This is a genomic window from Pseudoduganella sp. OTU4001 (assembly GCF_038440195.1).
Classification (GTDB): Bacteria; Pseudomonadota; Gammaproteobacteria; order Burkholderiales; family Burkholderiaceae_D; genus Rugamonas.
In genome coordinates this window covers 67301-89900 of the sequence record NZ_JASATG010000009.1, presented here as the reverse complement: position 1 = coordinate 89900, position 22600 = coordinate 67301, and the positions used below count along the sequence as shown (strand labels likewise).

18 protein-coding genes are annotated in these 22600 nt (G+C 61.6%); 2 read left to right on the top strand and 16 right to left on the bottom strand.

Going from position 1 to position 22600, the window contains the following annotated elements:
• Nucleotides 1–37: 37 nt before the first annotated feature.
• The 5 genes from AAHE99_RS10690 to AAHE99_RS10670 form a co-directional block, all read right to left on the bottom strand.
• Nucleotides 38–1549: a chemotaxis protein CheW gene (locus AAHE99_RS10690; protein WP_342117119.1), complete on the bottom strand. Its 1512-nt coding sequence runs from the start codon at nucleotides 1547–1549 to the stop codon at nucleotides 38–40.
• Between the two features lie 3 nt (nucleotides 1550–1552).
• Nucleotides 1553–3253, bottom strand: a complete 1701-nt coding sequence (locus AAHE99_RS10685; RefSeq protein WP_342117117.1) for a methyl-accepting chemotaxis protein — start codon at nucleotides 3251–3253, stop codon at nucleotides 1553–1555.
• Nucleotides 3254–3434: 181 nt separating this feature from the next.
• Nucleotides 3435–4937 carry a tripartite tricarboxylate transporter permease gene (locus AAHE99_RS10680; protein WP_342117115.1) on the bottom strand — a complete coding sequence of 501 codons (1503 nt, stop codon included), beginning with the start codon at nucleotides 4935–4937 and terminating at the stop codon, nucleotides 3435–3437.
• Nucleotides 4938–4946: 9 nt separating this feature from the next.
• Nucleotides 4947–5408 (bottom strand): tripartite tricarboxylate transporter TctB family protein, encoded by a 462-nt coding sequence (locus AAHE99_RS10675; protein ID WP_342117114.1) that lies wholly within the window; start codon nucleotides 5406–5408, stop codon nucleotides 4947–4949.
• Nucleotides 5409–5418: 10 nt separating this feature from the next.
• Nucleotides 5419–6393: a tripartite tricarboxylate transporter substrate binding protein BugD gene (locus tag AAHE99_RS10670; protein ID WP_342117113.1), complete on the bottom strand. Its 975-nt coding sequence runs from the start codon at nucleotides 6391–6393 to the stop codon at nucleotides 5419–5421.
• Nucleotides 6394–6535: 142 nt separating this feature from the next.
• Between AAHE99_RS10670 and AAHE99_RS10665 the strand changes: the two genes are divergently transcribed.
• On the top strand, nucleotides 6536–7285 hold the full coding sequence (locus AAHE99_RS10665; RefSeq protein WP_342117112.1) for a substrate-binding periplasmic protein: 750 nt from the start codon (nucleotides 6536–6538) through the stop codon (nucleotides 7283–7285).
• Between the two features lie 75 nt (nucleotides 7286–7360).
• Here the strand turns inward: AAHE99_RS10665 and AAHE99_RS10660 are convergent, their stop codons facing one another.
• The 10 genes from AAHE99_RS10660 to AAHE99_RS10615 form a co-directional block, all read right to left on the bottom strand.
• Complete coding sequence (locus AAHE99_RS10660; protein ID WP_342117110.1) at nucleotides 7361–8104, bottom strand: substrate-binding periplasmic protein; 744 nt, start codon at nucleotides 8102–8104, stop codon at nucleotides 7361–7363.
• 41 nt (nucleotides 8105–8145) lie between these two features.
• The gene (locus AAHE99_RS10655; protein ID WP_342117108.1) at nucleotides 8146–8442 is read right to left on the bottom strand and encodes a Txe/YoeB family addiction module toxin; all 297 of its coding nucleotides are present in this window, start codon (nucleotides 8440–8442) and stop codon (nucleotides 8146–8148) included.
• On the bottom strand, nucleotides 8405–8692 hold the full coding sequence (locus AAHE99_RS10650; RefSeq protein WP_342117106.1) for a type II toxin-antitoxin system Phd/YefM family antitoxin: 288 nt from the start codon (nucleotides 8690–8692) through the stop codon (nucleotides 8405–8407). The genes AAHE99_RS10655 and AAHE99_RS10650 overlap by 38 nt, the downstream gene beginning before the upstream one ends.
• 794 nt (nucleotides 8693–9486) lie before the next feature.
• Nucleotides 9487–10638, bottom strand: coding sequence for a hypothetical protein (locus tag AAHE99_RS10645; RefSeq protein ID WP_342117105.1), 1152 nt, complete (start codon nucleotides 10636–10638; stop codon nucleotides 9487–9489).
• Nucleotides 10639–10800: 162 nt separating this feature from the next.
• Nucleotides 10801–11907: a ribonucleotide-diphosphate reductase subunit beta gene (locus AAHE99_RS10640; protein WP_342117104.1), complete on the bottom strand. Its 1107-nt coding sequence runs from the start codon at nucleotides 11905–11907 to the stop codon at nucleotides 10801–10803.
• 84 nt (nucleotides 11908–11991) lie between these two features.
• On the bottom strand, nucleotides 11992–14886 hold the full coding sequence (locus tag AAHE99_RS10635; protein ID WP_342117103.1) for a ribonucleoside-diphosphate reductase subunit alpha: 2895 nt from the start codon (nucleotides 14884–14886) through the stop codon (nucleotides 11992–11994).
• A gap of 292 nt (nucleotides 14887–15178) precedes the next feature.
• Nucleotides 15179–16654 carry a sigma-54-dependent transcriptional regulator gene (locus AAHE99_RS10630; RefSeq protein WP_342117102.1) on the bottom strand — a complete coding sequence of 492 codons (1476 nt, stop codon included), beginning with the start codon at nucleotides 16652–16654 and terminating at the stop codon, nucleotides 15179–15181.
• Nucleotides 16651–18303, bottom strand: coding sequence for a sensor histidine kinase (locus tag AAHE99_RS10625; RefSeq protein ID WP_342117101.1), 1653 nt, complete (start codon nucleotides 18301–18303; stop codon nucleotides 16651–16653). Before AAHE99_RS10625 ends, AAHE99_RS10630 begins: the two co-directional genes overlap by 4 nt.
• A 12-nt stretch (nucleotides 18304–18315) precedes the next feature.
• The gene (locus tag AAHE99_RS10620) at nucleotides 18316–18573 is read right to left on the bottom strand and encodes a PP0621 family protein (protein WP_342117100.1); all 258 of its coding nucleotides are present in this window, start codon (nucleotides 18571–18573) and stop codon (nucleotides 18316–18318) included.
• Nucleotides 18570–19373 carry a cytochrome C assembly family protein gene (locus AAHE99_RS10615; RefSeq protein ID WP_342117096.1) on the bottom strand — a complete coding sequence of 268 codons (804 nt, stop codon included), beginning with the start codon at nucleotides 19371–19373 and terminating at the stop codon, nucleotides 18570–18572. Before AAHE99_RS10615 ends, AAHE99_RS10620 begins: the two co-directional genes overlap by 4 nt.
• 130 nt (nucleotides 19374–19503) lie before the next feature.
• On the opposite strand from AAHE99_RS10615, the gene AAHE99_RS10610 reads away from it, so the two are divergent.
• Complete coding sequence (locus AAHE99_RS10610; RefSeq protein WP_342117094.1) at nucleotides 19504–21783, top strand: hypothetical protein; 2280 nt, start codon at nucleotides 19504–19506, stop codon at nucleotides 21781–21783.
• 3 nt (nucleotides 21784–21786) lie between these two features.
• Here the strand turns inward: AAHE99_RS10610 and AAHE99_RS10605 are convergent, their stop codons facing one another.
• Nucleotides 21787–22569, bottom strand: coding sequence for a M48 family metallopeptidase (locus AAHE99_RS10605; protein WP_342117093.1), 783 nt, complete (start codon nucleotides 22567–22569; stop codon nucleotides 21787–21789).
• Nucleotides 22570–22600: the final 31 nt, after the last annotated feature.

The following is a 22600-nucleotide window of genomic DNA, read 5'->3' as shown; positions in this document are numbered from 1 at the left end:
CTTGAAAGCGGCGTTCAAAAAAATTTTGTCGTCGCGATTAAACGACATGCGTGATTCGTGCGATCACGCGTTCCAGATCAAACAGGCAGGTGCTGTGGGTGCTGCCATCGGCTTGCGGCATCTCGAGCACCTCGCTCGATTCGCCAGACAGGCACTGCTCGTCCGTCTTCTTCATCAGCGAAGGCGTCGCATAGCGCTTGCCATCATCAATCGTGACGATGTCGCACACGGCGTCGACCACCAGGCCATAGCGCTCCTCCCCTCTTTCGATCACCAGCACCTTGCCGCCGCCCTCGCCGGCCGGCATGCCGTACAGGCGGCGCAGGTCGACCAGGCTGATGAGCTGTTGGCGCAGGTTCAGCACGCCGCACAGGTAATCCGGCATGCCGGGCGGGTGGCTGATGTCGCCGCCATGGTCGATGATCTCGCGCACCTGTTTCAGCTCCAGCGCGAACAGCTCGCCGACGCGGAAGCTCAGGTAGACCTTGCGGCCGGCACGCTGGTGCGCCGCCGCGCCGGCCTTGGCTGCTTCGGCCGGGTACAGGTTGCGGTGGCCCACATCCATCTCGCCGATCTCGCTGCGCGAGAAGATGCCTTCGTGATCGAGCAGGATGACGTCCTCCTCGCCGCTGCGCGCCACGCAGCCGGCGAACATGGCGCTGCGCGCTTTGCTCAGCAATGGTATCGGCAGCACTTCTTCCTTGGTGAAATGCAGGATGCTTTCGACGGCATCGACCAGGAAGCCGACCGTCGCATCGCCGATATGCGCCACCAGCACGCGCTGCTCGCTGCCCGCCTCGCCGCCCTGGCCGCCGGACAGCGCGGCGAAGTCCACCACCGGCACCTGCTGGCCGCGGAAGTGCATGCGCCCCAGGCACAGCGGGCTGGTGAGGACGGTCTGGGTCAGATCCGGCACCCGCACGATCTCCTGGATCGCCTTCATCTCCATGGCGAAGCGGGCGCCCGCGGCGCGGAAGCTGATGGCGTGGCGGCGCTCGCCGACCACGCGCAGCTGGCGCCGGGTTTCGGCGCCGGCTGCGCGCATCGATTGCACTTGCGGCACATTCTCGATATGTACCAGGCGTTCGATATCGAGCACCTGGACCAGGCGCCGTCCTTCGTCCAGCAGGATGGTGCCGGCTACTACCCCTTGTGTCGAACCCTCCGCATAACGCAACCGGCTGCGTTGCTCGGGCCGCACGCGCAGGATTTCGCCGGTGGCGTGCACCAGCAGGCCGACCTGCACATCCTGGTAGTCGATGATGGCGATCTTCTGGGTCGGCTCGGCCCCGGGTGCGGCGGGGTCGAACAGGCGCGCCAGGCTGACCACCGGGATCACGCTGCCGCGCAGGGTGAACATGCCGGCCAGGTAGGGCGGCGCCAGCGGCACGCTGGTAATGCGTTCAGGGAAGTTGACCACCTCGCGGATGGTCAGGGCGGGCAGCGCGAATTCATCGCCGCCCAGGATGAAGGAGCCGAACATCTCCACGGCCGGCGCCGAGGGCGCGGCTGCGCCGTCGGCAGCCGCAACTACCCGCAGGGCATCCATGGCTTACACCACGAAACCGGCGACCAGCTTGTTCAGTTCTCCCGCGCGGGTGTTCAGGCTGGCGGTCGAGGAAGCGATGCTGTCGCAGCTGCCGGCCGACTGCTCGGCCGCTTCGGCGATGTGGTTGATGGCCACGCTCACCTCGCGCGCCGCCAGCAGTTGCTCCTTGGCCTCGTGCGAGATCTCGGCGATGGCTTCGCTGGTCTTGCCTACGCCCTTGACGATGCGGTCGAACGCTTCGCTGGCCTGGTTGGAAATGGCGGTGCCGGTGTTGACCCGCTTGACCGATTCACTGATCAATTTGGAAATTTCCTTGGTCGCCTGCGAGGAGCGCTCGGCCAGCTTGCGCACCTCGTCGGCCACCACCGAGAAGCCCAGGCCATGCTCGCCGGCGCGCGCCGCTTCGATGGCGGCGTTGAAGGCCAGCATATTGGTCTGGTTGGCGATGTCGGAGATCACCTTGACGATTTCGCCAATGTCTTCCGAGGAGCGGTTGATCAGGTCCATGGCTTCGATCGAACGCGCGACGGCTTTGGCGCCCTCTTGCGCCTCGTCCTGGGTCGATTTGGCCAGGTCGTTGGCGTGCTCGGTGCTGGTGGCGATGGCGTCGATGGAACGGGTCAGGCCGTCGACCGAGGCGTTCATTTCCTCGACCGTGGCGCCCAGCTCCTGCGAGCCGCCCGCCACCACGCCAGCGCGGCTGGAGATCGCTTCGGCATCGTCGGCAAAGGCCGTGGCCGACATCACCACCTGGCCGATCACGCCGCGCAGGTCGGCCATCATCTTGCCGATGCCGGCACCCAGATGGTCGAGCGGCTCGTCGCCGGCCACCGGCACTTCGGCCGTCAGGTCGCCCTTGGCGGCGCGCGCCACCGCATCGAGCAGGCGGTCGATCTTGGCCGCATCGTTGGCGGCTTTGTCCTTGATGCCCTGCTCCATCAGCACCTGCTCGGTGATGTCGGTGGCGAACTTGACGATCTTGAAAGGCTTGCCGTTCATGTCCATGATCGGGTTGTAGGTGGCCTGGATCCAGATCTGTTTGCCGCCATTGCCGACGCGCTTATAGCGGCCGCTGTCGAATTCGCCGCGATTGAGCTTTTGCCAGAACCGTTTGTAGTCCATGCTGGCGGCATAATCGGTTTCGCAGAACATGCGGTGATGCTCGCCCTTGATGTCTTCCAGCGAATAACCCATCGCATCGAGGAAGTTGCCGTTGGCAGTCAGCACATGGCCGCTCATATCGAATTCGATCACGGCCTGCGCCTTGTCCATGGCGCTGACCTTGCCCTCGTACTCGGCGTTGCGCAGCTTGGCGGCGGTGATGTCGGTGGCGAACTTGATTACTTTATAAGGACGGCCATCGGCATCGAACACCGGGTTATAGGAAGCATTGATCCAGATCTCCCGCCCGCCTTTGCCGACGCGCTTGTATTCGCCATGCTCGAAATGGCCACCGCGCAAGCGCTCCCAGAATTGTTTGTAAGCCTCGCTGGCGGCGAACTCCGTCTCGCAGAACATCGAGTGGTGGCGCCCCTGGATTTCGTCCAGCGTGTAGCCGATCGCATTGAGGAAGTTGTCGTTCGCATGCAGGATGGTGCCGTCCAATTGAAACTCGATGACGGCCTGCACACGGTTCAAGGCGGCGTTGATGGCCTGGAGTTCAACTTCCTGCAACTGGCTTTCCTGAAGGACTGGGCTATTCATGGGAGCTCCTGGGTGAGGGGTGTAATTGCCACTGAGAATTTTCAGTATAGCCAAGCCCTCCCTACCGATTCTCACCCTTTGTCACAATGCCCTGCCCAATCTTTAAGCAGTTAAATTCTACGCATTTTTACGTTGCCCCATAGCAACAGCGCCCCAGTGGGGCGCTGTTTTCCTACTTTTTTTACTCTTCGTGGAAGGCTTCTTCCCTCTTCTTCCGCAAGGCCGGCGACAACACCACGGCCAGGGCAATGGCCGCCATGGCAAGCAGGGTGGCGCTGATCGGGCGGTTGAGGAAGACCATGACATCGCCATGCGACAGCAGCAGGGCGCGGCGCAGGTATTCTTCCAGCATCGGTCCGATGATGAAGCCGAGCAGCATCGGCGCCGGTTCCGCATCGAGCTTGGCGCAGATGTAGCCGAACACGCCGAACAAGGCCATCAGCCAGACATCGAACTGCGCATTATTCAAGCTGAACACGCCAATCGAGCAGAACAGCAGGATGGCCGGGAACAGGCGATGGTAAGGCACGGTAATCATCTTCACCCACAGGCCGATCATCGGCAGGTTCAGCACCACCAGGAACAGGTTGCCGAACCACATGGAGACGATCAGGCCCCAGAACAGGTCGGGCTTCTCGGTCATCACCGCCGGTCCCGGGGTGATGCCCTGGATGATCATGGCGCCGATCATCAAGGCCATCACCGGGTTGGACGGGATGCCAAGGGTCAGCATCGGGATGAAGGAGGTCTGGGCGCCGGCGTTGTTGGCCGCTTCCGGCGCCGCCACGCCTTCGATGGCGCCCTTGCCAAACTCTTTCGAATTGGGCGACACCTTCTTCTCGATCGAGTAGGAGGCGAAGGAAGCCAGCATGGCGCCGCCACCCGGCAGGATGCCGAGCGCCGAACCGAGGAAGGTACCGCGCAGCACCGGCGCCAGGATGCGCTTGAAGTCCTCCTTGGTCAGCATCAGTCCCTTCACCTTATCCATCAGCAGATGGCGCTCTTCATCATGTTCCAGGTTGCGCACGATCTCGCCAATGCCGAACATGCCCATCGCCACGATCACGAAGCTGATGCCGTCGGCCAGTTCCGGCAGGTCGAAGGTGTAGCGCTGCTGGCCGGAATTGACGTCGGTGCCGATCAGGCCCAGCAGCAGGCCCAGGATCACCATGCCGATCGCGTTCAGCAGCGAGCCGCTGGCCAGCACCACCGCCGCGACCAGGCCCAGCGTCATCAGCGAGAAGTAGTCGGCCGGGCCGAACTTCAGCGCCAGGTCGGCCAGCGGTGGTGCGAAGCAGGCCACCACGATGGTCGCGACCGAACCGGCGAAGAAGGAGCCTAGCGCAGCCGTGGCGAGCGCCTTGCCGGCCTGGCCCTTGCGCGCCATCTGGTAGCCGTCGATGGCTGTCACCACTGAGGATGACTCGCCCGGCAGGTTGACCAGGATGGCGGTGGTGGAACCGCCGTACTGGGCGCCGTAATAGATTCCGGCCAGCATGATCAGCGCCGCGATCGGCGGCAAGCCGAAGGTGGCCGGCAGCAGCATGGCGATGGTGGCGATCGGACCCAGACCCGGCAGCACGCCCACCGCGGTGCCAATGAAGACACCGAGCAGGCAGTACATCAGGTTGGTCAGGGTAAAAGCGGCTTCGAAGCCGAGGCTCAGGTTGCTCAGGATTTCCATCGTGGTCTCCTAGAATCCGAGCCAGGGGCCGAGGGCAGGAATCGGCAAGCCCAGCACCTTTATAAACAGCAGGTAGGCGAAGACTGCCAGGCCAAGGGCCAGCAAGCCCGCTTCCTTCCACTGGAATTTTGGATGGGCATAGGCGCTGATCAGCACCAGCACGGCGGAAGCCGGCACCAGGCCGGCGCCGCGCATCAGGATGCCGAACAGGATCACGGCCACCGACACCAGGGCCAGTGGCTTGAGGTGCAGCTTCTCCATCGGCGCGCCGTGGCGGAAGAAGGAACGCCCTACGCCGATGGCGCCGATCACGGTCAGCATGATGCCCAGCGCTACCGGGAAGTAGGCTGGACCCATGCGGCCCCGGCTCCCCATCATTTCCAGGTCGCCGCGCAGGAACACGGCGCCCAGGCCGATGGCGATGAAGATCGCCCCGATCCAGAAATCTTTCGGGTGACGAATTGCAGACATGCAGCTCTCCTTAGTCGGCGTAAACGCCGGCCTTGCTGATGATCGGCGCCCAGCGGTCGATATCGGCCTTCAGGTGGGCGCGCAGCGCTTCAGGCGTGGCGCGTTTCTCTTCCACCGGTTCGGTGCCCAGGTCGGCAAAGCGCTGCTTCACGGCCGGATCTTTCAGCGCCACCTGCAGGGCGCCGACCAGGGAATCGATCACTGGCTTCGGGGTGCCCTTCGGTGCGTACATGCCGTGCCACACGGCCACTTCAAAGCCTGGCAGGCCGGCTTCGTTCAGGGTTGGCACGTCCGGCAGCGATGGCACGCGCTTCTTGGTGGTCACGCCGTACACCTTGATCTTGCCGCCCTTGATCTGGCTGGTGGTGTTGGTGGTCTGGTCGCACATGAAGTCCACCTGGCCGCCCAGCAGGTCGTTCATGGCCGGGCCGGTGCCCTTGTACGGCACGGTGGTCAGGTCGGTGGCGATGGCGGACATGAACAGCATGCCGCACAGGTGGGAAGCCGAACCCAGGCCGGCGTTGGCATAGGTCACCTTGGTGTTGTTGGTTTTCACATAGGCCAGCAGCTCCTTGAAGTCCTTGGCCGGGAAGTCCTTGCGGGCCACCAGGGTCATCGGCACGTCGGTCACCAGGCCGATCGGCTCGAAGCTGTCGATCGCGTTATAGCTGAGCTTGCGGTACAGGGCCGGTGCGGTGGAGTGGCCGATGTGGTGCAGGAAGATAGTGTAGCCGTCCGGCGTGGCCTTGGCCGCGCGCGCGGCGCCGATGGTACCGCCGGCACCGCCGACGTTCTCCACGATGATCTGCTGCTTCAGCTTGGTGCCCATCGACTGCGCCAGCAGGCGCGCCACGGTGTCGGTCGGACCGCCGGCGGCGAATGGGACGATCATGGTGATCGGCTTGCTTGGATAGGTCTCGGCATAGGCGCTCGATGCGCCGAAGAATACAACGCCAGCCAGTGCCGGCAGCATGAAGCGTTTCATAGAGGTGTCTCCCGTGGGTTTGATGTTTAATTGGTACTAGCTGCTGATGTTTTACCAGCAATTTTTATATGACACAAGTAAGGTCTTCTACGTAGGCGGCTCGATTGACATCGCCCGGCAATGCGCAGAAGATGAGCAAACCATGCCTCCCAAGCTGCTCCTAGCGCTGCCGCTACTGGCACTGCCCCTGGCAGCGCCGGCTGGATCGTTGCAGCTGTTCACCGAGCATACGCCGCCCGACATCATGCGCGACGGCGAACGCGTGTACGGCATTTCGCCGGACAAGGTCAAAGAGATCATGTCGCGTGCCGGCATCAATTACACCATCGAGGTGACCGCGTGGCGGCGCGCTTATGAAGTGACCTTGCGCACGCCGGATGCCTGCGTGTTTTCCACCTCGCGTACGCCAGAACGCGAAGCGCTATTTAAATGGGTCGGGCCCTTGCGCGAAGTCGACTGGACCTTTTACGGCCTGGCCGACGCGACTTTCCGCCTGACTAAATTAGAGGATGCCAAAGGCCTGCGCATCGGCGGCTATGCGGGCGATGTGCGCGCCCAGTACCTGCAGGCGCGCGGCTTCACGGTGGATACCGCCGGCGACAATCTCTCCAACCCGCGCAAGCTGGTCGGCAAGCGTATCGACCTGTGGGTGGCCAGCATCGCCCTGGCCACCGGCGTGCTGGAAAACGAAGGCCTGGCCGGCAAGATCGTGCCCCTGCTCACCTTCCACACCTCACGCGCTTACCTGGCCTGCAACAAGGCCGTACCCGACGCGCAAATCGCCGCGCTGAGCGCAGCCATGGCCGAGATCGTCAAAGACGGCACCTCCGCCGCCATCGACCGCAAATACGCCAACTGGCGCCCCAGCCGCCAGGCGGCTTCCGTTCCCTGAAATCAGGTCGGAAGCGGCAACGCGTTGGGTGACATCTTCACGACTTTAGCCAAACCATCTTATGGGCCAGGTCTCTCAGTAGGTCGCCCATTTGTCGGCGATCTGTTTTAGTTCGCCGGATTCGCTTAGCTTGATAAGGGCTTGTGAGATTTTGGATTCGGCGTCTTTGCCGACGTGGGCGCCGAGCATCATATAGAACACTTGCGAGTCGAACGTCGCTGGCAGGATGCGAACCTTACTGGCGTGTCCGGATTTTCTGATTTCCGAATTGAGGCCCGGTTGCCGATAATAGAAAAAGCGGCCCCTGCCCGCCAGCAGTTTCTCGATATTAGTGCTGGAGGAGCTGGCAGCGCTGTCTATTTTCAGGTGGCCCGCGTTCTTAAGTGTGGCAACTGGGCCGCTGCCGCCGTTGACCAGAATGACACCATCATCTTTCAGCCGTCGCACTTCATCCAGAGTCTTGACGTTGATGGGGTCGTCCGCCCGCACCAGGAAGTGGTAGGTGACGGTGAACAGCGGGGTTTCAGGGATTTTGTAGGCGGCGAGCCGATCTTCGTTCCGAATCAATCCGCAGATCGCATCAAGCTGTCTGGCGCCGACCATCGCCTCGATGCGCTTAAGCGGCATCCAGCGCTGCTCACCAACGAATTTGATATCTGGATCAATTTTTTCAATCGCGCGGAAAATGTCGATGCAGTTGCCCACCACCCCACCAACTTGCGCGATGAATTTGGGTTCCGAGTCAGTTTGCGCGGCTACCCGCACCTGGGTCGGCTCCGACGCCCAACCACCCTTCGCGGTAAGGCCGAATGCCGTCATTGCAATCGTGCCAATGCCCAGAGTTTTTCGTATCAATGACATCAGTAGTGAAAGCGACAAGACACGATATAAAGTGTACCGGCCTCGAACATATAAACAAGGCGATGCTCGCGATTGATACGCCGCGACCAGAGCCCAGTCAAATTGCCTTTCAATGGCTCCGGCTTACCAATGCCTGTATTGGGTGAGTCCAGACAAGCATCAATCAGCTCGTTGATCTTTTCAACCAGTTTCGGATCTTTCTCTTGCCAGTACAGGTAGCTCTCCCACGCCGCGTCGGTGAATGCGACAAGCGATTGTCTAGCCTGTTCTTTGTTCTTCGCTTTCTGATCCGTCATTCCGGTCAAGCTCCCGTAGACGGGCTTTTCCGGCCTTCAACTGTTCAAGCGATGTCAGCAAGTGCTGGGCGTTTTTCGGAGTGCCGAGGAGGTATAAAGTTTCCTCGATGCTATTAAAATCCGCCAGCGATAACATCACAACGGAATCACCATTTTGACGGGTAATTACCGTCGGGCTGTGGCTGGTGCAAACATCATCCATCACAGCTTTCAGCCCAGCGCGCGCCTCGCTAAAAGTAAGGATGTTCATGCGGTGCCTCTCGGTTGGTGCATGAAATCATTGTACACATTTTTGTACAACTCGGAGCTGGGGTAGCCAGTGTTTACCCAACGGCCTGCGAAGCCGTCTACATCGGTTTGATACCGAACCTTTTGCGTTCAACAAATAGGCACTTAATTTTCCCAAAGTTTCTAACTGTACGCTAAGCAAGCGAACTTTAAATGACCAAATAAATTGTTCTGTCGTAGCGGCCAAGACATAAATCTATTTGACGTTACACTAGGCAATAAGGCCACAGCTATTAGTCCAATGTGCGATTGGCTTATGTCTTAAGATCGGGGCTAAAACCGTGAGAATTAGGGGCAAATAATCCTTAACAAGGGCGTAATTCGCGTTCCCCAAAATATTGCAGAATGCGCTGCATGGCTGCCGACCAACAGGACGAAGCACGATCCTGCCCAAGGCGCAGAATATTTTGCAGTGATCTCTGATAAAAGCAGAAACATAAACGGATTTTGGCCTCAGGGAAATGAAAGCAAATAGACATCCAGCTGTGGAGGCAAAGTGTAGCAGGCATGTTTGCCAATAATCATGCCATTTTCTAGCGTATTCGCGCAAAAATCTGACTTGATCATTTAACGCCAACCCAAGGCCCCATTGCACTGCTCGCTTCCTAGCCAAAGCCTATCTAGTCACTCGGCACCGCCATCAACGGACAATCGTTCCCGTTCAGTTTGGTGAGTATGCAATTGTCATCCGCTCAACGAAAAAATGGCCCAACCGAGCCATTCTTTGTCACCATCGCCAAACGCTGGCATCAATTTTCATTTAGATAATTTTATTACTGCGCTGGTCTTTAACTTGAATCGACTTGCATATCGAAAATCTGATGGAAATCCAATTTTAGAATAGTCAATGACATATCCAGAAAATTCCATCTTAAGAAACAACAGTTCGTAAAATAACCGCAGGCAGGAGAAAATCGCAGTCACAGCTTTTTGTGTTTTTGAAATTCGTTCTCGATTAAAGTCATGCCCGTGAGCCGATCGGTTTCTTACGAACTGCCAGCTGACCACTAGATTTCGATCAATACCATATTGCTCAACTAACGCTCGAAGTCCGTTCATTACAGTTCCTTCTATGTAAACCGCCAACGGTAACGCCGCAACAACCACCCCGGTAGCCCAGCTTGCATGGAGTTTCTCCCAAAAGCTAAAATAATTATGCTCATTGCGAAGGCTGAACTTGATATAGCCATCAAGGAAGCTAATGAAATGGAGAAGGGAACGTAGATTTAGAGAGGGCGGAAGAACAATTCTAGACCCCTCAAAATCAAAATCGGAAACAACATTATGGTGAAAGTGCTCCCCAATCTTCTGGCGCCATATAAATTTCAAATTCCTGCCCGTTGCAATTGAAATACCCTGCAGCAGAACTTCCACGAAACGGTCAGAAATCAACTCGAATTTATTCGTAATTCTTATAGCAGTGTGACCGTCAAAGCGCTGAATCTCGATATTCGTCTTCTTATTAAAAGTGAACTTAATCATCCGTTCTGGATAACTGTTCCTTTTACCATCAGCACCAAGATTGAAAGGCAGATCTACTTCAAACGGGATAATGCCTTCAAAAGAACTCTTTTGAAATCCTGATGGAGTCCCATGCGAGCTATCCAGCCTTGCCACTTCCCCCGAGAAGACGCCTGTACAGGTATCGCCGTCAAGCCTAATATTTTCACTTGTCCGCAGATATCCGCAAGTCCAAGTCCCACCTCCTTCGTAACTAGTCGCTTCGAGTCTGCAAGCTCCTGCGAATGAGAACTTACCACCGGATTTTTCGCCCTGATATGCGAAGACTCGCCTCAGTTCCAGCGGACTCTGTTGGAACAATTTTAGTTGTAGCGAGCCGAGCTCATCTTGAGTGATTGTGCCAACACCATTTATGACAAGGGGGTTTGAGCTGCCAAGCTGTGTCAACGTAATGCTGGAAAAAGTCAGAGGTAAACTTTCGCGCTACTAAGGATGTTCCGGCACTGTAGTGCATATTTATTAATAACTCAGGATCTCGTTAAATGAAACCGAAACGTCGGACAAAAAAAAGCCCGGCTTCGCCGGGCTCTTGGGGATGGGTCGAGACGCTTAATCCCAGCTCAGCGCGCCGCCGGTCTGATATTCAGTCACGCGGGTTTCGAAGAAATTACGCTCTTTCTTCAGGTCGATCATTTCCGACATCCATGGGAATGGATTTTCGTCCTGGTCGAACAGTGCCTCCAGGCCAATTTGGGTGGCGCGGCGGTTGGCGATAAAGCGCAGGTAGCCTTTAAACATGGCGGCATTCAGGCCCAGCACGCCGCGTGGCATGGTGTCTTCTGCGTAGCGGTATTCCAGTTCGACGGCTTGCAGGAACAGGCCTTTGATCTCTTCCTTGAATGCCGGGGTCCACAGGTGTGGGTTTTCCAGCTTGATGGTGTTGATCAGGTCGATGCCGAAATTGCAATGCATCGATTCGTCGCGCAGGATGTACTGGTACTGCTCGGCGGCGCCCATCATCTTGTTCTGGCGGCCCAGCGCCAGGATCTGGGTGAAGCCGACGTAGAAGAACAGGCCTTCCATCAGGCAGGCGAACACGATCAGGGACTTCAGCAGCTGCTGGTCGGATTCGATGGTGCCGGTCTTGAAAGCCGGGTCGGTCAGGACGTTGATGAACGGGATCAGGAACTGGTCCTTGTCGCGGATCGACGCTACCTCGTTGTAGGCGTTGAAGATTTCCTGCTCGTCCAGGCCGAGCGATTCCACGATGTACTGGTAGGCGTGGGTGTGGATCGCTTCTTCGAACGCCTGGCGCAGCAGGTATTGGCGGCACTCTGGGGCGGTGATGTGGCGGTAGGTGCCCAGTACGATGTTGTTGGCGGCCAGGGAGTCGGCGGTGACGAAGAAGCCCAGGTTACGCTTGACCAGGCGGCGCTCGTCTTCGGACAGGCCGTTCGGGTTCTTCCACAGCTCGATGTCGCGCTGCATGTTCACTTCCTGCGGCATCCAGTGGTTGGCGCAGCCGGCCAGGTATTTGTCCCAGGCCCATTTGTATTTGAATGGGACCAGCTGGTTGACGTCGGTCTGGCCGTTGATGACGCGCTTGTCGTCGGCGTTGACGCGCAGGGCGACTTGCTCGGCGGTGGCTTCGGCCGTGGCGCCGAGTGGTGGGGTGGCGCGCGGGGTGCTCGCGGCTTCTTCGTCCCAGGATAGCATTTTGTTGTTCCTCGTTATTTTTTAAAACCGGTAAACCGGTGTCAGACCCGTAGGGTCTGACACCAAGCCTACTCCTTTATTGGATTACTGGCAGGCTTCGCATTCCTCGAAACCTGGGTCGCCAGGACGCAGGTAGCAGGCGGCGCCTTCGGTTACCTCAGCAGTTACTGCGGCTGGGGCGTCCGGCACGCTCGACGACACGGCATTCAGGGCGCCGGTGCGGGTGGTGGATTTCTCCATGTGCGAAGCAGCGATGGTGCGCAGGTAGTAGGTGGTCTTCAGGCCACGCAGCCATGCCAGCTTGTAGGTTTCGTCCAGCTTCTTGCCGGAAGCGCCTGCCATGTAGATGTTCAGGGACTGGGCCTGGTCGATCCACTTCTGGCGGCGGGATGCTGCTTCCACCAGCCAGGTTGGCGAGACTTCGAAGGCGGTGGCGTAGATGTCGCGCAGGTCTTGCGGTGCGCGGTCGATCTTGCTCAGGGAGCCGTCGAAGTATTTCAGGTCGGCGATCATCACTTCGTCCCACAGGTCGCGTGCCTTCAGGTCGCGTACCAGGTAGGCGTTGATCTCGGTGAACTCGCCGGACAGGTTGGACTTCACGTACAGGTTCTGGAAGGTCGGTTCGATGCAAGCCGACACGCCGATGATGTTCGAAATGGTGGCGGTCGGGGCGATCGCGACGCAGTTCGAGTTACGCATGCCGAACTTGGCGATGCGTTCACGCACCGGGGTCCAGTCCATGGAGGAGGACAGGTCCTGCTCCAGGTAGCCGCCGCGCTGTTCGGCCAGCAGGCGCACCGAGTCTTGCGGCAGGATGCCACGCGACCACAGGGAGCCTTCGTACGATTCGTAGCGGCCGCGCTCTTCCGCCAGTTCGGTCGACGCCAGGTAGGCGTAGTAGCAGACTGCTTCCATCGAGGTGTCGGCGAACTGCACCGCTTCCATCGAAGCGTAAGGCACGCGCATCATGTGCAGGCAGTCCTGGAAGCCCATCACGCCCAGGCCGACCGGACGGTGGCGCATATTGGCGTTGCGTGCTTTCTCAACCGCGTAGTAGTTGATGTCGATGACGTTATCCAGCATGCGCATGGCGGTGCGGATGGTCTTCTGCAGCTTGACGTGGTCGATCTTGCCCTCTTTCATGTGGGCAGGCATGTTCACGGAACCCAGGTTGCAGACGGCGATTTCGTCTTCGTTGGTGTTCAGGGTGATCTCGGTGCACAGGTTCGAGGAGTGCACCACGCCCACGTGCTGCTGCGGCGAACGGATGTTGCACGGATCCTTGAAGGTGATCCATGGGTGGCCGGTTTCGAACAGCATCGACAGCATCTTGCGCCACAGGTCCAGCGCTTCGATCTTCTTGAACACGCGGATTTCGCCGGCGGCGGCTTTGGCTTCGTAGCCGACGTAGGCTTCTTCGAAGGCCTTGCCGGTCAGGTCGTGCAGGTCCGGGGTCTCGGATGGCGAGAACAGGGTCCAGTGCGATTTTTCCATCACGCGCTTCATGAACAGGTCCGGAATCCAGTTCGCGGTGTTCATGTCGTGGGTGCGGCGGCGGTCGTCGCCGGTGTTCTTGCGCAGGTCGAGGAATTCCTCGATGTCCATGTGCCAGGTTTCCAGGTAGGCGCAGACCGCGCCTTTACGCTTGCCGCCCTGGTTCACTGCCACGGCGGTGTCGTTCACCACTTTCAGGAACGGTACAACGCCTTGCGACTTGCCGTTGGTGCCCTTGATGTGGGCGCCCAGGGCGCGCACCGGGGTCCAGTCGTTGCCCAGGCCGCCGGCGAACTTGGCCAGCAGTGCGTTTTCCTTGATGGCGTCGTAGATGCCTTCCAGGTCGTCGGACACGGTGGTCAGGTAGCAGGAGGACAGCTGCGAACGCTGGGTGCCGGAGTTGAACAGGGTCGGGGTCGACGACATGAAGTCGAAGGTCGACAGCAGGTTGTAGAACTCGATGGCGCGCGCTTCGCGGTCGGTTTCGTTCAGGGCCAGGCCCATGGCGACACGCATGTAGAAGGCCTGCGGCATTTCAATGCGCACATCGCGCACGTGCAGGAAGTAGCGGTCGTACAGGGTTTGCAGGCCGATGTAGCCGAACTGCAGGTCGCGGTCGGCCACCAGGGCCTTGGCCAGCTTGGCCAGGTCGAACTTGCCCAGTTCTTCGTTCAGCAGTTCTGCTGCGATACCTTTGGCGATGTACTGTGGGAAGTACTCGATGTAGGCAGCGGCGGCGCCGGCTTGCGGCACTTCCTTGCCGAACACTTCCTTACGGATGGTGTGCAGCAGGATGCGGGCGGTGACCTGGGAGTACGCAGGGTCCTTTTCCATCAGCGCGCGGGCAGCCAGGATGGCGGACTTGTGCAGTTCTTCGACCGGCACGCCGTCGTACAGGTTCTTCACGGTTTCGGCCAGGATGGCGTCGGCATCGACGTGCTTTTCCAGGCCCTTGCAGGCGGCGCCGATCAGGTCGCGCACTTCCTGCATCACCAGCGGACGGGACACGCCGTTCTCGGTGACGTTGATCTGTGGTTCCGCCGCGTCGGTGGCGCCGGCCGCTTCTTTCTTCAGGCGGCGCTGTTCCATGTGCTTGGCGCGGTACAGCACGTAGGAACGTGCCACGTCGTGTTCGCCGGAGCGCATCAGGGCCAGTTCAACCTGGTCTTGCACGTCTTCGATATGGAAGGTGCCGCCGGCTGGCTGGCGGCGCATCAGGGCGGCCACCACGTTGTTGGTCAGTTCTTCCACCAGTTCACGGATGCGGGCGGAGGCCGCACCCTGACCACCGTTCACCGCCAGGAATGCCTTGGTCATCGCCACGGCGATCTTGGACGGCTCGAACGCGACCACGGCGCCGTTGCGGCGGATGATGCGGTAGTCGGCCATCTGGCTGGCAGGAACAGCGACGCCGCCGGCGGTTTCACCAGCGGAAACAGGCACTTGTGGCGCCTGGGTGATGGAAATGTCTTGAGTAGATTGCATTTATGCTCCGCGTATTCAGTATTTGTTTATGACCACTATATCTAGTGAACCATCGAATTCTGTCCACTAATTGTAGTGACGCGATTCGATCCGCACAAGATGAAATTTTTTCGTTTTTGCCACGATTCTTATTGACTTTTGGATTCCCCGATCAACACAAGCGATCGGCGGTGAGCGAGTACTAACACTGCTTTTTTATTATGCAATGTTGCGACGCAGCATGAGGTTGTGCATTGGCAAAAACGCTACAACAATGAAGGGCTTTTTCGCGGCGGAGCGGGATTATAGACGATCAGTCCGGGTCCTGTATGTTGAGCTTTTGCATCTGGTAGCGCAGCTGGCGGAAACTGATGCCCAGCAGCTGGGCAGCCTGGGTGCGGTTGAAATTGGTCTGCGCCAGCGCGCGGCTGATGATTTCGCGCTCGACCGCTTCCAGATAGGCCGGCAGGTTGCTGGGCAAGATGTCCAGCACCGGCAGCGGCGGCATGGTCGGTTCGCCGGAGGCGGCCGCGTCGGCGACGGCGGCCTCCCCTGCCCCGCCGGGCGCCGGGGCTGGCACCGGCGCTGGGGCTGCGGCGGGGGCTGGCGCAGGCGCCGGGACGGGCGGCGGCAGCGAGCCGCCTTTCAGTGCCAGGTCTTCCGCAGAAATCACGCCATCGTTGGAAAACGCCAGCGCGCGTTCCAGGATGTTTTCCAGCTCGCGCACGTTGCCGGGGAAGCTGTAGCCTTTCAGGACTTCCAGCACGCCGGGGCCCAGCACGGCCTTGTGCTCGAAAGTGCCGAGGCGCGCCAGGATGGCGTCGATCAGTTCATCCAGGTCATCCAGGCGCTCGCGCAGCGGGGCCAGGCGCAGTTCGATCACATTCAGGCGGTAGAACAAGTCCTGGCGGAACTGGCCTTCTTCCACCAGTTTTTCCAGGTTCTTGTGGGTGGCGCTGATCAGGCGCACGTCCACCGGTTCTTCGGCGGTGGCGCCGATCTTGCGCACGCGGCGTTCCTGGATGGCGCGCAGCAGCTTGACCTGCATGGCCAGCGGCAGGTCGGCCACCTCGTCCAGCATCAGGGTGCCGCCGTTGGCGGCCTGGAAGAAGCCATCGCGTTCGTCGGCGGCGCCGGTGAAGGCGCCCTTGCGGTAGCCGAAGAACTCGGCCTCCATCAGCGCTTCGGGAATCGCGCCGCAGTTGACGGCGATGAAGGGCTTGTCGGCGCGCGAGCTCTGGGCGTGGATTTCACGCGCCGCCAGTTCCTTGCCGCTACCGGATTCGCCGTTGATGGCGATCGGCGCCATGGAGCGGGCCAGGCGCGCGATCTGGGCGCGCAGCGACTGGATGGCGGCCGAGCTGCCGCGCAGGCGGCTGGGTTGCTGGCTGCCGGCGGCCGGTACGGCGGCCGGGGCCTGCTCGTTCAGCTTGAGCGCCGACTGCACCAGCACGCGCAGCTGGTCCAGCTGCACCGGCTTGCTGACGTAATCGAAGGCGCCCGCCTTCAGCGCCACCACGGCGTTTTCGGCGCTACCGAAGGCGGTCACCACCGCGATCGGGGTGTTCTTGCCGCTGGCACTGACGTCGCGCACCAGTTCCAGCCCGAGGCCATCGGGCAGGCGCATATCGGTCAGCACCAGCTGGTAGTCTTTTTCGGCGAACAGCTGGCGCGCGTGCCGAAGCGTTTCGGTGCTGTCCACGTCCAGCCCCATCTTCAGCAGGGTAATTTCGAGCAGTTCGCGCAGGTCGGCTTCGTCGTCGACGACCAGGACACGTGGAGCAGTCATGCGGTTCTCGCAAAGGTAATCACAAAGCGGCCGCTCGACTTGCGGGCGCCGCCGTCTGTCATGCCGGCGTCGAAACGGTGTTCGTAATCGAGCATGGCATCGTTATTCAAGCACAATTCGCGCGCCAGATACAGGCCCAGGCCCGTGCCCTTGCTCGAGGTGGTGTAGAACGGCTCGAACAGGTGGGCCCGCACCTGCGGCGAAATGCCGGGGCCGTCGTCCTGCACGTGCAGCTCGAGCGGGCGGCCCGGCAGCAGCACGATGAACACCTTGATGCTGGCCGGGGTGCCGCTGGCGTAGCGCACCGCGTTATTGAGCAGGTTGATCAACACTTCGCGCAGGTGCAGCGGGTCGAAACGCACGGTGACCTGCTGCATGCCGCCCAGGCAGACGATGCGGCTGTCGAGCTTATGGGTTTCGTCGAATTCGGCCTTCAGTTCGTTGAGGAAGCCTTCCAGCTCCATCGGCTCGTGGTGGCTTTGCGCCTTGCGCGACAGCTGCAGGATGTCTTCCACCATGCGGTTCACGCGCGCCACGTTGTCGCTGATGATTTTCAGCAGGCGCTTGTGCACCGGCGTCTGCAGGTCCTCTTCCAGCAAGGAATTGGCGTGGCCGATGGCCGACAGCGGGTTGCGCACCTCGTGCGCGATGCTGGCGGTCAGGCGGCCCATGGAGGCCAGTTTCAGCTGCTGCGCCTTTTCTTCGATGCTGGTCACGTCTTCCAGGAAGATCACGTTGCGCTCGACGTCCAGGCCGGCGGTGTCGGCGGGGGCAAAGCGCAGTTTCAGGTGCAGGGCCACGTCGCGCCGCGCGCTCCAGGCCGCGGTCATTTCCTGCAGCGCCGGGTCGGCATACGGTTTGATGGTGATGAAGGCGGTCGCCTGGGCCGGGTCGGCGCGCCAGGCCTCGTAGGCCACGGCGACCGGCTGCAGCACGGCGCCGTCCAGCGCCAGCGCCGGGCCGCCCAGCATCTGCTGCGCCGCCGGGTTGCTCATATATATAGCGCCGTCCGGGCCGACCACCAGGATGCCGTCAGCCGAATGCGACATGACCAGGCGGTTGACGGCCTGCTGCACGCCGATCTCGATGCCGCGCTGGGCGGCCAGTTCCTCCTGCCCGATCAGGCGCGCCGCCATGCGGTTCACCACCAGCACGGCGGCAAACCAGGCGATGCCGTACAGGCCGGTCTGCATCATCTGCGAATCGTCGGTGGCCGAGGTGTAGGCCAGCCAGGTGCTGTGGGCCAGCATGAACAGGGTGGCCAGCGAAGCGCTGAACAGCGCCAGCAGCAGCGGCGCCAGGATGGCGCAGCCGGCCAGCGGGAACAGGTACAGGATGCCGAAGCCGGAGCGCATGCCGCCGGTCGCCATATATAACAGGGAGATGAAGGTCAGGTCGCAGGCCACCTGCGACATCATCTGCAGCATGAAGTGGCTGCGCCAGCGGCTGGCCAGGGCCTGCAAGCCGGCCGCGACCAGCAGGTAGCTGCCGCAAATCTGCGCCGTCGATTCGCGCGCTTCCACATGCCCGGAGCTGAAGTACAGCAGCAGGACGATGGCAATGACGATGCGGGTGGCGCCCAGCGCCTGCAGCGAACGCCAGAAGGTATCGCGCGAGGCGGCCGACAGGGAATGGAGGCGGGCGAACACGCTGCGGCGGCCTTAGTGCGGGGCGTGCGCCGCGCTGCAGTAATCGCGGCCGTTGGCGGGCACGTTCTCGGAGGCCGGGAAGTGCACGCCGCAGTGCGCGCATTGCAGCATCTTTTCCGTCGGCTGCTCGGCGGGGCGCTGCGGCTGCTGGCGTTGCGCGGGCTGCTGGCCTTGGGCGCCTGGCGGCGGGCCGCTCATCTTGCGCAGCTTGCTGCGGATCGCAGCGACGACCAGGATCACCAGCGCAATCCAGAACAAAAGACGTGTCATGCCAAACCTCGGTGTAAAACCACTTCCATTACAAAACGGCTGCCGACATAGGCCAGCAGCAGGGTCGCAAAGCCCGCCAGCGTGAAGCTGAGGGCCGTCTTGCCGCGCCAGCCGCGGAAGTGGCGGCCCGCCAGCAAGGCGGCAAACAGGACCCAGGACAGCAGGGTGAAGACGGATTTGTGGTCCCACTTCAGCGCGCGCCCAAACAATTCTTCGGTAAACACAATGCCCGACAGGACGGTCAGGCTCAGCAGCACGAAGCCGAAGCCGATCAGGCGGAACAGCAGCTTTTCCATGGTCAGCAGCGCCGGCAGCTGGTCGAGCGCGGTGGCGAAGATGCCGGCGCGGTCGCTGCGGGTGTGCAGGCGCGACTCCTGCAGCGCCATCAGCACGGCGTGGAAGGCGGCGATGGTCAGCGTGCTGTAGGCCAGGGTGGCGACGGCGATATGCCAGCCCAGCATCGGCGAGCGGCCGGCAGTCGGGATCAGCGCGCCGGGGAAGCCGGCTTGCAGCGCCACGGCCAGCGCGGCCACCGGCATTACGATGCGGCGCAGGCCATCGAGCGGGAAATTCTGGTTCTCCAGCCAGTAGGCGCCGACCGAAATCCACAGCGCGGAGGACAGCATGGTGGCGAAACCGATGCGCAGCGAGCCTGGGACCATCACGTCGATCCACAGCGCGACGCCGTGCAGCAGCCAGGCGCCGGCCGTCAGTGCGGCTATCGGCGCGGCCTTGCGGGAGGGGAGAACTGCACAAACCAGGTAAAGCAGCGTTGCTGCGATCAGGAAGTAAATTTGCATTCAGTAAGTTTAACCGAATTCCCGCCGCCTACCGCCCCGGCGCCGGGGTGGGTGACAAAGCGTGAGCCTTTCCGGTGCCATGCAGTCGTACAATTTCCACATCTTTTACAAATAAATAAGAGAACCCCGCATGAAACGTACTATTTTGGCAACCTCGCTGCTGCTGGCCCTTAGCGCTTGCGGCGGCGGCGGCGGCTCCGCCCCGTCCACCACCAACCCGCCTGCCACGCCCCCGTCCACCACCATTCCACCGGTCCAGACTGTCGACCTCATGCTGAGCGCCGCCAGCACCCAGGTCCAGGCCGGCGCGGCGCCAGTGGCCCTGACCGCCACCGCTACCAACGGCGCAGCCGTGAGCTGGCAGTTATCGGCTGGTGCGCCGGGCGCACTGTCCGCCACGACCGGCGGCGCGGTCACCTATATCCCGCCGGCGACCCTGCAGGCCAACACCCAGGTCACCATCACCGCCACGGCCGACGGCGTCAGCAAGTCCATCGTCTTGACGGTGACGCCGGTTTCCACCATCACGCTGAATGCGCCGGCGTTCCTGGCCATGGCCGGCGGTGCTCCGCTCGCGTTGACGGCCAACTCGCCTGGCAGCGCCAGCATCAACTGGCAACTGGCGCCTGGCATGCCTGGCGCCCTTTCCGCCAGCACCGGCAAGCAGGTGAATTACCTGCCGCCTGCCAGCCTGGCGACCATCACCCAGGTGGCGGTCACCCTCACAGCCGACAACATCAGCAAAAACTTTACTTTTACCGTCTATCCAGACCCGGGCGCGCCCGGGCTGCGTGCGGTGGCAGGCGCGCTGTGGCAGGCGCCCGGCATGGTGGATGGCAGCGGCGCCGCCGCGTCCTTCTCTTCCCTGCAAGCCATCGCCGCCGACGGCAATGGCGGCTATGTGGTGCTGGACCGCTCGGATGCGCAGATCGCCCTGCGCAAGGTTAGTACGACGGGCGTGGTGAGCACGCTGTACGTGGGCGAAACGCTGCCGGAGAATATCAACTCCTACCTGCCCAAGGTGGCGGTCGCCAGCGATGGCGCTGTCTGGCTGCTGGAAGAGCGCTTGGGCAGCAACCGGCGCCTGCGCCGCGTCAACCTGGCCGGTCAGGGCATGACGGTGCTGGAGAATCTCAAATTCAGCGAGGTTGCCGAAATCCAGCCCGCCACCGACGGCGCGGTCTACCTGATCAGCGGGTCGGCCATCCGGCGCATCACCCCGGAAGGCGTTATCAGTCCCTTTGCCGGCACCCTGACCGACGGCAGCACCTATAACACGCCGCGCGTCGACGGCACGGGCACGGCCGCACAATTCAACCTGATCTGGGACACGGCCAGCGACCGCGCCGGCAACCTGGTGGTGAATGATAATGGTGTGCTGCGCCGCGTGACCGCCGGCGCCAAGGTGACGACGATCGCTACGCCGGGCCTGAATGGCAACAGCATCCACAGCCTGGCAGGCAGCGCCGACGGCAGCGCCATCATCTACAACAACGACGGCATCTTCAAGCTGGGCGCCGACAATACGCTCAGCACCCTGCTGCAGGGACAGGCCGGCGTCCGCTTCATCGGCGCCAGCAGCGATGGCCGCGTGGCGCTGGTGCTAGCTAGCGAGTTGCGCCAGCTCTCAGGCGGCAAACCGCTGCCGCTGGCCGGCGCATCCAGCGAGACCCATATGCCGCTGGATGGCGCCCCAGGCATGGCGCGCTTCGACCAGCCAGCCCATATCGCGGCCGACCCGGTTGGGAATATCTATGTCACCGACACGCCGGGCGTGATGACTCCATCGGCATTGGGCTTTGGGCCAGGCGGCATGGTGATCCGCAAGATCGCGCCTGACGGCACGGTCTCCACGCTAATGGGCGACAAATCATTCGATATCCGCAGCGGCATGGTGGCCGACCGCGCCGGCAACCTGTACCTGTCCGAAGCCCGCTCGCCGCAGGGCCGCATCGAGGTACTGGGCGGCGCTATCGTCAAGGTGACACCGGCCGGCGTGATCAGCGTGTTTGCCGGGGTACGCCCGGACGGCGTGAACAATTACGCACCGCCAGCCGACGGCACCGGCACTGCCGCGCGCTTTGTCGGCCCGGCGATTATCGGCATGGATGCGGAGGAAAATATCTACGTCAGCGACAAGACCTACTACGGCAACCAGGCTAGCCTGCGCAAAATCACGCCCGCCGGCGTGGTCAGCACCATCAGCGCCCTACCCGCCGGCCTGGGTGCCGCGTCCGATGGCTATATTTATCAGCCACGCGGCAGCACCATCGTGCGCATTGCGCCGGATGGCAAGGAAACCGTGGTGGCGGACAAACTGAAGGCGCCAAGTGCTGTCACACAAATTGGTCCTTACACGCTGGGCGTGCTGGACAGCGGACAGGTACTGAAGCTGGTACTGCCGCACTAGGCCTTAATGCCCGGCGCGCTCCCGCAGGCGCGCCAGGCGCTCCCCGCTGAGGGGGTGCATGGCGAGGTAGCTGTGCTGCGTGCCGCCTTGGGCATGCAGCGCGGCCGGCGCCTCTTCCAGGCTGCGCAATGACAGCCCGTTGTGTTCGAGCAGATCGGCGGCGTAGCGGTCGGCCTCGATTTCGTCTTTTTGCGCCCACACCAGCTGCGGCAAGCGCCCTGCCTGGCTCGACACCAGCCATCCCATATCGCCACTGACCATGCCGGCGGCTGCCGGCAGCACGGCTTCTTGCACCATACGCTGCAGCATATGGCGCCGGTGCAGGTGGCCCAGTTCATGCGCCAGCACGGCCAGCACCGCGCCGTCGTCGGGCAGCGCCTGCACCAGGGCATCGGTCAGGATGATGTCGCCCGAAGGCAGGGTGAAGGCGATCGCGCCGGCATGGCCGGAGCGGAACAACAGGCGGTGCGGCGGGGCCCCTTCATGCGGCGCCTGCAGGCCGGCGAAGGCGGCGGCGATACGCTCCTGCTGCGGCTGCGGCAGGCTGCTCGGCGCCAGGGTGTGGATGTCCAGCTCATGCAGCACGTCCCGGCCGAGGCGCTCGGCCAGGGCCGGCGCCATGCTGTCAGCCAGCTGCCCGGCCACCAGCGGCCGTGCCAGTTGCCAGCCGCCCAGCAGCGCGGCGGCCAGCGCCGCAACCAGCGCCACCCGCCGCCATTGCCGCGGCGCCCGCACCCGGTCCGGGGCGGAAGCTTCGATCAATTCGGGTGCGGCGAGCGTTTGCACAAGACAAGTCCAAGAAAATTAACTTAACAAC

Bases quoted from the DNA above. Each gene is read 5' to 3' on its own strand.
- AAHE99_RS10690 (WP_342117119.1), bottom strand. From the start codon at position 1,549: ATGGATGCCCTGCGGGTAGTTGCGGCTGCCGACGGCGCAGCCGCGCCC.
- AAHE99_RS10685 (WP_342117117.1), bottom strand. From the start codon at position 3,253: ATGAATAGCCCAGTCCTTCAGGAAAGCCAGTTGCAGGAAGTTGAACTC.
- AAHE99_RS10680 (WP_342117115.1), bottom strand. From the start codon at position 4,937: ATGGAAATCCTGAGCAACCTGAGCCTCGGCTTCGAAGCCGCTTTTACC.
- AAHE99_RS10675 (WP_342117114.1), bottom strand. From the start codon at position 5,408: ATGTCTGCAATTCGTCACCCGAAAGATTTCTGGATCGGGGCGATCTTC.
- AAHE99_RS10670 (WP_342117113.1), bottom strand. From the start codon at position 6,393: ATGAAACGCTTCATGCTGCCGGCACTGGCTGGCGTTGTATTCTTCGGC.
- AAHE99_RS10665 (WP_342117112.1), top strand. From the start codon at position 6,536: ATGCCTCCCAAGCTGCTCCTAGCGCTGCCGCTACTGGCACTGCCCCTG.
- AAHE99_RS10660 (WP_342117110.1), bottom strand. From the start codon at position 8,104: ATGACGGCATTCGGCCTTACCGCGAAGGGTGGTTGGGCGTCGGAGCCG.
- AAHE99_RS10655 (WP_342117108.1), bottom strand. From the start codon at position 8,442: ATGACGGATCAGAAAGCGAAGAACAAAGAACAGGCTAGACAATCGCTT.
- AAHE99_RS10650 (WP_342117106.1), bottom strand. From the start codon at position 8,692: ATGAACATCCTTACTTTTAGCGAGGCGCGCGCTGGGCTGAAAGCTGTG.
- AAHE99_RS10640 (WP_342117104.1), bottom strand. From the start codon at position 11,907: ATGCTATCCTGGGACGAAGAAGCCGCGAGCACCCCGCGCGCCACCCCA.
- AAHE99_RS10635 (WP_342117103.1), bottom strand. From the start codon at position 14,886: ATGCAATCTACTCAAGACATTTCCATCACCCAGGCGCCACAAGTGCCT.
- AAHE99_RS10630 (WP_342117102.1), bottom strand. From the start codon at position 16,654: ATGACTGCTCCACGTGTCCTGGTCGTCGACGACGAAGCCGACCTGCGC.
- AAHE99_RS10620 (WP_342117100.1), bottom strand. From the start codon at position 18,573: ATGACACGTCTTTTGTTCTGGATTGCGCTGGTGATCCTGGTCGTCGCT.
- AAHE99_RS10615 (WP_342117096.1), bottom strand. From the start codon at position 19,373: ATGCAAATTTACTTCCTGATCGCAGCAACGCTGCTTTACCTGGTTTGT.
- AAHE99_RS10610 (WP_342117094.1), top strand. From the start codon at position 19,504: ATGAAACGTACTATTTTGGCAACCTCGCTGCTGCTGGCCCTTAGCGCT.